The organism is Pseudomonas sp. GZJR-8, from assembly GCF_002916705.1.
Classification (GTDB): domain Bacteria; phylum Pseudomonadota; class Gammaproteobacteria; order Pseudomonadales; family Pseudomonadaceae; genus Aquipseudomonas; species Aquipseudomonas synxantha_A.
Genome location: NZ_JXSI01000001.1, coordinates 270,494 through 281,380, shown reverse-complemented (window position 1 = coordinate 281,380; position 10,887 = coordinate 270,494). Strand labels below are relative to the sequence as shown.

Annotated in this window: 10 protein-coding genes; 6 read left to right on the top strand and 4 right to left on the bottom strand. The window is 59.7% G+C overall.

What is annotated here, in order from left to right; translation table 11 throughout:
- Positions 1 to 580 precede the first annotated feature (580 nt).
- The gene (locus tag TK42_RS01210; protein WP_103733432.1) at positions 581 to 1,288 is read right to left on the bottom strand and encodes a tellurite resistance TerB family protein; all 708 of its coding nucleotides are present in this window, start codon (positions 1,286 to 1,288) and stop codon (positions 581 to 583) included.
- A gap of 303 nt (positions 1,289 to 1,591) precedes the next feature.
- Here TK42_RS01210 and TK42_RS01205 point away from each other — a divergent pair, with 303 nt between their 5' ends.
- Positions 1,592 to 3,217 (top strand): glucan biosynthesis protein D, encoded by a 1,626-nt coding sequence (locus TK42_RS01205; protein WP_103733431.1) that lies wholly within the window; start codon positions 1,592 to 1,594, stop codon positions 3,215 to 3,217.
- A gap of 53 nt (positions 3,218 to 3,270) precedes the next feature.
- On the opposite strand, the gene TK42_RS01200 is transcribed toward TK42_RS01205, so the two are convergent.
- From TK42_RS01200 to TK42_RS01190, 3 genes are all read right to left on the bottom strand, one after another.
- Positions 3,271 to 3,456 (bottom strand): hypothetical protein, encoded by a 186-nt coding sequence (locus tag TK42_RS01200; protein ID WP_005785481.1) that lies wholly within the window; start codon positions 3,454 to 3,456, stop codon positions 3,271 to 3,273.
- 301 nt (positions 3,457 to 3,757) lie between these two features.
- Positions 3,758 to 4,864 carry an NADH:flavin oxidoreductase/NADH oxidase gene (locus TK42_RS01195; protein ID WP_005785478.1) on the bottom strand — a complete coding sequence of 369 codons (1,107 nt, stop codon included), beginning with the start codon at positions 4,862 to 4,864 and terminating at the stop codon, positions 3,758 to 3,760.
- A gap of 126 nt (positions 4,865 to 4,990) precedes the next feature.
- Complete coding sequence (locus tag TK42_RS01190) at positions 4,991 to 6,892, bottom strand: potassium transporter Kup (protein WP_005785476.1); 1,902 nt, start codon at positions 6,890 to 6,892, stop codon at positions 4,991 to 4,993.
- A gap of 399 nt (positions 6,893 to 7,291) precedes the next feature.
- Here TK42_RS01190 and TK42_RS01185 point away from each other — a divergent pair, with 399 nt between their 5' ends.
- From TK42_RS01185 to TK42_RS01165, 5 genes are all read left to right on the top strand, one after another.
- Positions 7,292 to 7,615, top strand: coding sequence for a type II toxin-antitoxin system RelE/ParE family toxin (locus tag TK42_RS01185; protein ID WP_032877494.1), 324 nt, complete (start codon positions 7,292 to 7,294; stop codon positions 7,613 to 7,615).
- Positions 7,612 to 7,947, top strand: coding sequence for an addiction module antidote protein (locus TK42_RS01180; protein WP_032877495.1), 336 nt, complete (start codon positions 7,612 to 7,614; stop codon positions 7,945 to 7,947). Before TK42_RS01185 ends, TK42_RS01180 begins: the two co-directional genes overlap by 4 nt.
- Before the next feature lie 181 nt (positions 7,948 to 8,128).
- Positions 8,129 to 9,469 carry a 30S ribosomal protein S12 methylthiotransferase RimO gene (gene rimO / locus TK42_RS01175; RefSeq protein ID WP_003231334.1) on the top strand — a complete coding sequence of 447 codons (1,341 nt, stop codon included), beginning with the start codon at positions 8,129 to 8,131 and terminating at the stop codon, positions 9,467 to 9,469.
- Positions 9,470 to 9,578: 109 nt separating this feature from the next.
- The gene (locus TK42_RS01170; RefSeq protein WP_078820442.1) at positions 9,579 to 10,052 is read left to right on the top strand and encodes a GNAT family N-acetyltransferase; all 474 of its coding nucleotides are present in this window, start codon (positions 9,579 to 9,581) and stop codon (positions 10,050 to 10,052) included.
- A gap of 71 nt (positions 10,053 to 10,123) precedes the next feature.
- Positions 10,124 to 10,834 (top strand): rRNA pseudouridine synthase, encoded by a 711-nt coding sequence (locus tag TK42_RS01165; protein ID WP_005785471.1) that lies wholly within the window; start codon positions 10,124 to 10,126, stop codon positions 10,832 to 10,834.
- The last annotated feature ends 53 nt before the right edge of the window (positions 10,835 to 10,887 follow it).

The window sequence follows — 10,887 nt, the reverse complement described above, 5'->3', positions numbered from 1 at the left end:
GTAATTCCTCGCAGGGGCATTCAAATGGAGGGGAGTATAGCTGAGCGGATGCTCGGGTTTATCAACGCTTTTGAGGGGGGATCCACAGAATGCGTAAGTGGGATGGGTGGTACGTGTGCCTAGGGAGATCCAACTGATGGGCCGCAGTTCAAATGTGGGAGGGGGGCTTGCTCCCGATGGCGGTCTTGTAGTCGACCGGGATCTTGGATCAGACCGAGTACATATCCATTGCTGCGGTAACGGTTGCTATTGGTTCCGCTTTTACAGCGGGTCACTTTTGGAAAAGAGCCCGGAATGCCGGCCCAGCCAAAAGTAACCAAAGGGCTCTTGCCCCACCACTCGGCACCTCGCTTAGGCTCGGTGTGCCCGTAATCCGCCATGGATTTGGGAGGCCGCCGCCACGCGCCGTCCATGGCGCGGGGCGGCTAAACCGGCATCCCTGCCGGTTTACCCCCCAAATCCCTGTCGAATTCCGGCCAGCGTGGTTTGACGGGGCGCCTAAGATCAAGATCAAAAGCAGATCAAGAGCGGCTCGCTTCGCATCGTGGTTAGCGGGGCAGAGCTGCGTCGATAGCCTTACTTATGCGTTGAGCCGCACTTGCTTTTCCAACTCCAGCTTTAAGCCGGGTTCAAGTTTCAGTTGGCGGGCCAGTTCATCCAGGTAGGCTTTTTCCATGAAATTTTCCTCATCCACCAGCATTACGCTGGCGATGTACATTTCGGCGGCCATTTCCGGGGTGCTGGCGGCGCGGGCGACGTCGGTGGGGTCCAGGGGCTTGTTGAGTTCAGCGTGCAGCCAGTGTTGCAGTTCCTGGTCGTTGTCCAGCTTGGTGAATTCGCCTTCGATCAACGCGCGCTCGCGGTCATCCACATGGCCGTCTGCCTTTGCGGCGGCCACCAGTGCCTTGAGAATGCCCTGGCTGTGTTGTTCAACCTGGGCCGGAGGCAGGCGGTCGATGGTTTGTGGTTCGCCTTGGGGGGCGCTGGCTTGCTGGGCTTGCCAGTTGCCGTAGGCTTTATAGGCAATCACACCCAATGCGGCCAGGCCGCCGTAGGTCAGGGCCTTGCCGCCGAATTTGCGCGCTTTTTTGTTGCCCAGCAGCAAGCCCATGGCTCCGGCCGCCAGGGCGCCGCCACCGGCACCGCCGAGCATGCTGCCCAGCCCGCTACCGCCGAGTAAACCGCCAAGGGCGCTTTTGTCGCTGGATTTGCGTTGGCCGCCAGCCTTGTTTTGCAACATATCCTGGCCAGACTTGAGCAACTGATCGAGCAATCCGCGGGTATTCATTCGTAGCCTCCAGACACTTGGGTTCATAGGACCAATAGGCCCCCAGCGTAAGACGAAGTGCCAAAAAGCCGCGATCTAGAGTGCTTCCAGATGTAACGCGGGTATTCGACCAGGAAATGTCTTGTTGCATATGCAGCGCCATCATCCCGCCATCAATCAATTTGCCTTGTTCATCGAACCGCTTAAGCTATCCGGCGTCTGTTTATTGTCCGTTGCGTTTGGCCGAAGGCATGTCCGAACCGTTATTTCTGATCCGCTACGTGCCAGGAACGGCGCGGGATTTGCTCACGACAGGTTGTCTCTATGCACCGCAGGAATTTGCTCAAAGCATCCATGGCCATTGCGGCTTACACCGGTTTGTCGGCCAGCGGCCTGCTGGCCGCGCAGGCTTGGGCCGGGAACCGTGCCGCCGACGGCAAAGCCGTGGCGTTCGATTTCGAAGCGCTCAAGGCGCAAGCCAAGCAACTGGCCACCCGTGGCTATCAAGACACTAAGCAGGTGCTGCCGCCAACCCTGGCCACCATGACCCCGCAGAATTTCAACGCCATTGGCTACGACGGTAACCATTCGTTGTGGAAAGAGTTGAACGGCCAACTGGACGTGCAATTCTTCCATGTCGGCATGGGCTTCAAGACGCCGGTGCGCATGCACAGTGTCGACCCCAAGACCCGCGAGGCTCGCGAAGTTCATTTCCGCCCTTCACTGTTCAACTATGAAAAAACCACGGTGGACACCCAGCAACTGACCGGCGACCTGGGTTTTTCCGGCTTCAAGCTGTTCAAGGCGCCGGAGCTGGACCGCCATGACGTGCTGTCGTTTCTCGGCGCCAGCTACTTTCGCGCGGTTGACTCCACCGGCCAATATGGCCTGTCGGCCCGCGGCCTGGCGATTGATACCTACGCGAAAAAACGCGAGGAATTCCCCGACTTCACGCAGTTCTGGTTCGAAACTCCGGACAAGAATGCCACCCGCTTTGTGGTCTACGCCCTGCTTGACTCGCCAAGCGCCACCGGCGCCTACCGCTTCGATATCGACTGCCAGGCCAACCAGGTGGTGATGGCAATCGACGCGCACATCAATGCACGCACCGCCATCGAACAATTGGGCATCGCCCCCATGACCAGCATGTTCAGCTGCGGCACCCATGAGCGGCGCATGTGCGACACCATCCACCCGCAAATCCACGATTCGGACCGCCTGGCCATGTGGCGCGGCAATGGCGAGTGGATCTGCCGCCCGCTGAACAACCCGGCCAAGCTGCAATTCAACGCGTTCGCCGACACCGACCCCAAAGGCTTCGGCCTGGTGCAGACCGACCATGAGTTCGCCAGCTACCAGGACACCGTCGACTGGTACAGCAAGCGCCCAAGCCTGTGGGTTGAACCGACCACCGCGTGGGGCGAAGGCTCGATCGACCTGCTGGAGATCCCCACCACCGGCGAAACCCTGGACAATATCGTCGCCTTCTGGACCCCGAAAAAGCCCGTGACCGCGGGTGATTCGCTCAACTATGGCTACAAGTTGTACTGGAGCGCACTGCCACCGGTGAGCACGCCGCTGGCGCAGGTCGACGCGACCCGGTCAGGCATGGGTGGTTTTACCGAAGGCTGGGCACCCGGCGAGCATTACCCGAAGGTGTGGGCGCGGCGTTTCGCCGTAGACTTCAAAGGCGGCGGGCTGGATCGCCTGCCAGCGGGCACCGGCATCGAGCCGGTGGTGACCTGCTCCCATGGTGAGGTGAAGGATTTCAGCGTGCTGGTGCTGGATAACATCAAGGGCTATCGCATTCTGTTCGACTGGTACCCCACCAGCGACAGTGTGGAGCCGGTGGAGCTGCGCCTGTTTATTCGCACCCAAGACCGCACCCTGAGCGAAACCTGGCTGTATCAGTACTTCCCGCCCGCACCGGAGCAGCGCAAGTACACCTGAAATTAACCGCCTGATCATTCCCACGTCGCAGCGTGGGAATGATCGCAGGTGGCTTAGAACCGCGATACGCTTTTCATCGCGCCAATCAGATACCGCATCGCCACCTGATCACTCTCGGTCAGCGCCCGGTACTGGGCCAGCAACTCCATTTCATCCGAACTCAACCTTCGACCCCGCAATGACATCCGGCGGCTCAGAAAAGACGCCATCGCACCCGCTACGCCATAGGATTTGGCCATGGACCACTACTCCTGATATCAGTCAAATACTCCTGGTGCCCATTTCCAAACTCCCCCCGAAGCACAACGCTTTCGTGGTCAAGCAGCCTACCTCCCTGGGCTAGGAACCAGGCTTACCCTAAGCTTAGAAACTATCTTGTGGCACGTGGGATTTTTTTAGAGTATTCACTTAAAAAAATGGCCTCGGTAATAAAACCCTACAGCGCTTGCTTACGCCGTGGTCGATACAGGACGCGAGTTCTGGCAACCGCAAGAAAAAACCCACCGTATCAGGGTGGGTTCGACCTAACTGTGCGCGGGATCAATCGCGCAGATCCGACTCATGAATCGGCTGGTCCCGATGGGTTGCCCGCTGGTACTGCGCCGGCCAGATAGCCTTGCGCCCGCCCAGGTCATCGTCGGCATGCAGCGGCCAGTACGGGTCGCGCAGCAGTTCACGGGCCAGGAAGATGATGTCGGCCTGGCAGGTGCGCAGGATGTGCTCGGCCTGGGCCGGTTCGGTAATCATGCCAACCGTGCCGGTGGCGATGCCCGACTCCTTGCGCACGCGCTCGGCGAAGCGCGTCTGGTAGCCAGGGCCGGTGGGGATCTCGGCATTGGCGGCGGTGCCCCCGGAGGACACATCGATCAGGTCAACACCCAAGTCTTTCAGGCGGCGCGCCAATTCCACGGTTTCATCCGGGTTCCATCCGTCTTCGACCCAGTCGGTAGCCGATACCCGCACAAACAGTGGCAACTCCTGAGGCCAGGCCGCACGTACGGCCTTGGTCACCTCCAGCACCAGGCGAATGCGGTTTTCGAACGAGCCGCCGTAGTGGTCCTGACGCTGGTTGCTTATGGGCGAGAGAAACTGGTGCAGCAGGTAGCCATGGGCAGCATGGATTTCCACCACTTCAAAACCTGCGGTCAAGGCACGCTTGGCGGCAGCGACAAAGTCGGCGATTACTTGCTGGATCTGCCCTTCGTCCAATTGCTTGGGCTGGGTGTGATTGGGGTCGAAGGCAATCGGCGAAGGGCCCACCGGCACCCACCCGCCCTCCTCCGGCTTGACGCTGCCATGCTTGCCGATCCAGGGCCGATGGGTGCTGGCCTTGCGCCCGGCATGGGCCAGTTGAATACCCGCCACCGCGCCCTGGGCCGCGATAAAGCGCGTGATACGCCGCAGCGGCTCGATCTGGGCGTCGTTCCACAGGCCCAGGTCCTGGGCGGTGATACGCCCATCAGCCGTCACGGCGGTGGCTTCGGTGAAAATCAGCCCCGCGCCCCCCACGGCTCGGCTGCCGAGATGCACCAGGTGCCAGTCATTGGCCAGGCCGTCGTCGCTGGAGTATTGGCACATCGGCGAGACCGCGATGCGGTTGAGCAGGGTCAATTGGCGCAGGGTATAGGGTTCGAGCAGCTGACTCATGGCGCACCTCTTCTGGGTTCTATGGGCACTGTTCAACAGTGTTTAGAGCCTAGTCGACAACCACCGATTGCACAGGGTTCAGAAAGGAAAGCGGGAGCCGATTGCCGGCTCCCGTTATGCAGCGCCTTACATTTCGACCTGGGTGCCCAGCTCGATCACACGGTTTACCGGCAGCTTGAAGAAGCGCAGGTTACCGTTGGCGTTCTTCAACATGAAGGCGAACAAGGTTTCGCGCCAGCGCGCCATGCCCTTGATGCGCGAGGCGATCACGGTCTCGCGGCTGAGGAAATAGGTGGTGCGCATCGGGCTGAAATCCAGATCATCCAGATGGCACAGTTTCAGCGCTTCGGGCACGTCCGGCTCATCGGTGAACCCGAAATGCAGGATCACGCGAAAGAAGCCTTCGCCGTAGGAGTCCACCTCGAAACGCCGTGCGGCAGGCACCCGTGGAATGTCTTCGTAGACCACCGTCAGCAGCACCACCTGCTCATGCAGCACCTGGTTGTGCAGCAGGTTATGCAACAGCGCGTGGGGCACCGCATCCGGGCGCGCGGTCAGGAACACCGCCGTGCCCTGCACGCGATGAGGCGGCTGCACGCGGATGCTGCTGATAAAAATCGGCAATGGCAGCCCACCCTCGTCGAGGCGCTCGACCAGCAATTGCTTGCCGCGCTTCCAGGTGGTCATCAACACGAACAACACAATCCCCGCCAGTACCGGGAACGCGCCGCCCTGGATCACCTTGGGCACGTTGGCGGCGAAAAACAGACCGTCCACCAGCAAGCAGCAGAGCAACACCGGCACCGCCAGCACCGGCGGCCACTTCCACAGCAACAGCATGACCGCCGACACCAGGATGGTGGTCATCAGCATGGTGCCGGTCACCGCTACGCCGTAGGCCGACGCCAGGGCACCGGAAGATTCGAAGCCCAGCACCAGCAGGATCACGCCCACCATCAACGACCAGTTCACGGCGCCGATGTAGATCTGGCCTTGCTCGGCACTCGAAGTGTGCTGGATGTGCATACGCGGGATGTAACCCAACTGGATCGCCTGGCGGGTCAACGAGAACGCACCGGAAATGACTGCCTGGGACGCGATTACGGTCGCCAGGGTGGACAAACCCACCAGCGGGATCAGCGCCCAGCTCGGTGCCAGCAGGTAAAACGGGTTGCGCGCAGCCTCCGGATCGCCCAGCAGCATCGCGCCCTGGCCGAAATAGTTGAGCACCAGCGCCGGCAGCACCAGGATGAACCAGGCACGGGCGATGGGCTTGCGCCCGAAGTGGCCCATGTCGGCGTACAACGCTTCGGCGCCGGTCAAGGCCAGCACCACCGCGCCAAGAATCGCCACGCCGATGCCGGGGTGAACCATAAAGAAGCGCACGCCCCATGCAGGGTTCAGCGCATTCAATACTTCAGGCTGCTGCAGAATGCCGTACACCCCGAGACCGCCCAGCACCAGGAACCAGGTGACCATCACCGGACCGAACAGCTTGCCGATACGATCGGTGCCGTGTTTCTGGATCAGAAACAGCGCCACCAGCACGATCAACGCAATGGGCACCACCCATTTTTCCAGGCCGTCGAACGCCAGCTCCAGGCCTTCAATGGCCGACAATACCGAAATCGCCGGGGTGATCATGCTGTCGCCATAAAAGAGCGCCGCGCCACACAGGCCGCACACCACCAGGAAACTGCGCAATTTAGCGCGCTCCCCAGCAGCCCTCCGCGCCAACGCGGTGAGAGCCATGATGCCGCCCTCGCCCTGGTTGTCGGCACGTAGCACGAACAACATGTACTTGATCGACACCACCCAGATCAGCGACCAGAAGATCAGCGCCAGAATCCCCAAGACGCCGTCATGGTTGACCTGCACCCCATAACCACCGTTGAACACCTCTTTAAGGGTGTAGAGCGGGCTGGTCCCGATATCGCCATAAACCACCCCGACCGCTGCCACCAGCATGCCAATCGGCTTGGCGTTTGAATGCTCGGCACCTGCTGCCTGACTACTTGCCTGACCCATCAACCACTCCTGCCCTTTGACCCAAGGTCTATTATAAACAGCACGACTAAGCTGACCCTAGCATGCGCTGTTTTACTTCTCGAAACAGACGTTTTATTGACCCAAGGGCATTACCCGTGCGCAACGGCGCGAAGCATAGCGCAGCACTCGTCGCATTTCGCTGTTCCAGTAGCTGAGACGTCGCTTTATGTAGTCAGCAATGACTGAGGCGGCATTTTGGCGCCTTTTTGCCTGCATTGATGACATCGCGGCCAACCGTATATGTTGGCCCGGCTCAGCAGGGTTGCCTCAGAAACTACTTGATCAGCTTGGCCGATCAATAAATTACGATCCGGCATGTCACCTTCAGTCCATATAAAAACTCAATCATCGCCCTGTCTCTTTTAAGGTACATTGCTCATGTACGAAGTGAAACATGTGCTGTCAGTCAATGGCGTGGATATCTACCAAGCTTGGCTAGACACCGTGCAAGACACACGTTCAAAAGCAAGAATCACTGCCAGAGTGGACCGCGCTTCGTTGGGTCACTTTGGCGTTACCGAGCCAGTAGGTGATGGAGTCTTTGAGATGAAGCTCGACTTCGGGCCTGGATTTCGCGTCTATTACGCAATCCAGGATCGAAAAATTGTGTTTCTGCTAGGCGGAGGCTCAAAGGCCAGACAGCAAAACGACATCAATCAGGCCAAGGCTCTCTGGACGTCTTATAAGGGGCAGCAAAAATGACCAGTCGGACTCGCTCTCATGAAGATAGCGTTCTTGAAATGCTCCAAGACGACGAGGCGTTTGCTCTCGAGTATCTCTCTGTAGCTCTTGAGGAAATCGATGAAGCGGGTGGTGAGGACGCCTTCCTTGTTGCTGTCCGCCGAGTCGCGGAAGCCCGTGGCGGAATGCTTAGCTTGTCGCAAAACACAGGGCTCAATAGGGCTAATCTCTACAGGTCCATCGCTGTGGGCGGCGATCCAAAGCTCTCCACCCTCCTGAAAGTACTTCAGGCATTAGGTGTGGGCATGTCTAAAGTCGTCTCGCACCGTACAGAACAAGACGTACGCGCTTGAAAGCGTTGTAAGCACTCTGCGAATTATCCAGCGCAGCACTCGTCGCATTTCCCTGCATAAAGCTGGTCAAGTGCGCTGCCCGCCGATAGAATTGCGCACTTTTTGATCAGAGGCGCACCAAGCGCCCATCCGTTGCCTTGTCGTGCACGACCGGCAGCGTCATTCAATACCGAGGTTAGACATGTCCACCACCATCGCAAAAGCCAACCCCAAGGTTGGCTTTGTTTCCCTGGGTTGCCCGAAGGCTCTGGTCGACTCCGAGCGCATCCTCACGCAACTGCGTATGGAAGGCTATGACGTCGTGTCCACTTACCAGGACGCCGATGTGGTGGTGGTCAACACCTGCGGCTTCATCGACTCGGCCAAGGCGGAGTCGCTGGAAGTGATCGGCGAAGCCATCAAGGAAAACGGCAAGGTCATCGTGACCGGCTGCATGGGCGTGGAAGAAGGCAATATCCGTAACGTGCACCCGAGTGTGCTGGCGGTGACCGGCCCGCAGCAGTACGAGCAGGTGGTCAACGCCGTGCACGAAGTGGTGCCGCCACGCCAGGACCACAACCCGCTGATCGACCTGGTGCCGCCCCAAGGTATCAAACTGACCCCACGCCACTACGCGTACCTGAAGATATCCGAGGGCTGTAACCACAGCTGCAGCTTCTGCATCATCCCGTCGATGCGCGGCAAACTGGTAAGCCGCCCGGTGGGTGATGTGCTTGACGAGGCCCAGCGCCTGGTCAAATCCGGCGTCAAGGAGCTGCTGGTGATCTCCCAGGACACCAGCGCCTACGGCGTCGACGTGAAATACCGCACTGGCTTCTGGAACGGCGCGCCGGTGAAAACCCGCATGACCGAACTCTGCGAAGCCCTCAGCAGCCTGGGCGTATGGGTGCGCCTGCACTACGTTTACCCGTACCCGCACGTGGACGAGCTGATCCCGTTGATGGCCGCCGGCAAGATCCTGCCGTACCTGGACATCCCGTTCCAACACGCCAGCCCCAAAGTGCTCAAGGCAATGAAACGCCCGGCGTTCGAAGACAAGACCCTGGCGCGTATCAAGAACTGGCGCGAGATCTGCCCGGAGCTGATCATCCGCTCCACCTTCATCGTCGGCTTCCCCGGCGAGACCGAAGAAGACTTCCAGTACCTGCTCGACTGGCTGACCGAAGCGCAGCTGGACCGCGTCGGCTGCTTCCAGTACTCGCCGGTGGAAGGCGCTCCGGCCAACCTGCTGGACCTGGCCGTGGTGCCGGACGACGTCAAGCAAGATCGTTGGGAGCGCTTCATGGCGCACCAGCAGGCGATCAGCTCGGCGCGTCTGCAACTGCGCATCGGCAAGGAAATCGAAGTGCTGATCGACGAAGTCGACGAGCAAGGCGCCGTTGGCCGCTGCTTCTTCGATGCGCCGGAAATCGACGGCAACGTGTTTATTGACGATGCCAGCGGCTTGAAGCCGGGCGACAAGGTCTGGTGCACCGTGACCGACGCCGACGAGTACGACTTGTGGGCTGAAAAGCGCGACTGAAGCGTGTTTGCGTAATATTTTGAAAAAGCCCCGCCTCTGACAAGATGCGGGGCTTTTTTAGGTCTATCGTTTTGCTCATCAGCGCAAATAACGCCAAGAGGCAGCGGTCATGCGACAGCATTCGGTCATCTATACGCCTAAATCCAGCGACTACCCGCGCCTGGCGCAGATCTGGGAAGCCTCAGTACGCGCCACCCACGACTTCCTGCCGGACAGCTATATCGACCGGTTGAAAAACCTGGTGCTGACCCGCTACCTGGATGCGGTGATGCTGATCTGCACCAAGGACTCGCGCCAGCGCATCACCGGGTTCGCCGGGGTGGTGGCCGGCAAGGTGGAAATGCTGTTTATCGACCCGCAACACCGTGGCCAGGGCCTGGGCCGGCAATTGCTGGGCTATGCCATCGAACACCTGAACGCCGAGGAACTGGACGTCAACGAGCAGAACCCCCAGGCGCTGGGCTTTTACCTCAAGCAGGGCTTCGAGGTGATCGGACGCACGGAGCATGATGGCCTTGGGCAGCCTTACCCGTTGCTGCATATGCGTTTGCGCCAGCTGCAACAACAGGCGCGCCAGGGCTAAATGAAATGGGCTCGGGATTAACCGGCGCCAGGCAGGTACAATAGCCGCCCCCTTTTGTTACGGCCCTTGTCATGACTGACCCCATACGCCTCTCCAAACGCCTTATCGAACTGGTCGGTTGCTCCCGTCGGGAGGCTGAGCTGTTTATCGAAGGCGGCTGGGTCTCGGTGGACGGCGAAGTGATCGACGAGCCGCAGTTCAAGGTCACAACCGAAAAAGTCGAGCTGGACCCAGAGGCCAAAGCCACCCCGCCAGAGCCGGTGACCATTCTGTTGCACGCGCCGGCAGGCATGGACGCTGAAACCGCCATGGCCACGATCAGCGCCGAGACCTTGTCTGAAGAACACCGCTTCAGCAAGCGCCCGCTCAAGGGACATTTCCTGCGCCTGACCGCCAGCGCCGACTTGCAAGCCAAGGCCAGCGGCTTGCTGGTGTTCACCCAGGACTGGAAGATTCTGCGCAAGTTGACCGCCGACGCCGCCAAGATCGAGCAGGAATACGTAGTAGAAGTCGAAGGCGACATGGTTGCCCACGGCCTCAACCGCCTGAACCACGGCCTGACCTACAAAGGTAAGGAACTGCCCGCTGTGAAAGCCAGCTGGCAGAACGAAAACCGCCTGCGCTTTGCGATGAAAAACCCGCAACCCGGCGTTATCGCGCTGTTCTGCGAAGCTGTTGGCCTGAAAGTCATCGCCATCCGCCGTATCCGCATCGGCGGCGTGTCCATTGGCAAGGTGCCAGTGGGCCAATGGCGCTACCTGTCCGGCAAAGAGAAGTTCTAAGCCGTTCCCCTTTTCCCGACACCGCCTGATTGGGCGGCGTCATCAGTTCAATA

Bases quoted from the DNA above. Each gene is read 5' to 3' on its own strand.
- TK42_RS01165 (WP_005785471.1), top strand. From the start codon at position 10,124: ATGACTGACCCCATACGCCTCTCCAAACGCCTTATCGAACTGGTCGGT.
- TK42_RS01170 (WP_078820442.1), top strand. From the start codon at position 9,579: ATGCGACAGCATTCGGTCATCTATACGCCTAAATCCAGCGACTACCCG.
- TK42_RS01200 (WP_005785481.1), bottom strand. From the start codon at position 3,456: ATGGCCAAATCCTATGGCGTAGCGGGTGCGATGGCGTCTTTTCTGAGC.
- TK42_RS01210 (WP_103733432.1), bottom strand. From the start codon at position 1,288: ATGAATACCCGCGGATTGCTCGATCAGTTGCTCAAGTCTGGCCAGGAT.
- TK42_RS01195 (WP_005785478.1), bottom strand. From the start codon at position 4,864: ATGAGTCAGCTGCTCGAACCCTATACCCTGCGCCAATTGACCCTGCTC.
- TK42_RS01205 (WP_103733431.1), top strand. From the start codon at position 1,592: ATGCACCGCAGGAATTTGCTCAAAGCATCCATGGCCATTGCGGCTTAC.
- TK42_RS01180 (WP_032877495.1), top strand. From the start codon at position 7,612: ATGACCAGTCGGACTCGCTCTCATGAAGATAGCGTTCTTGAAATGCTC.
- TK42_RS01190 (WP_005785476.1), bottom strand. From the start codon at position 6,892: ATGGGTCAGGCAAGTAGTCAGGCAGCAGGTGCCGAGCATTCAAACGCC.
- rimO (WP_003231334.1), top strand. From the start codon at position 8,129: ATGTCCACCACCATCGCAAAAGCCAACCCCAAGGTTGGCTTTGTTTCC.
- TK42_RS01185 (WP_032877494.1), top strand. From the start codon at position 7,292: ATGTACGAAGTGAAACATGTGCTGTCAGTCAATGGCGTGGATATCTAC.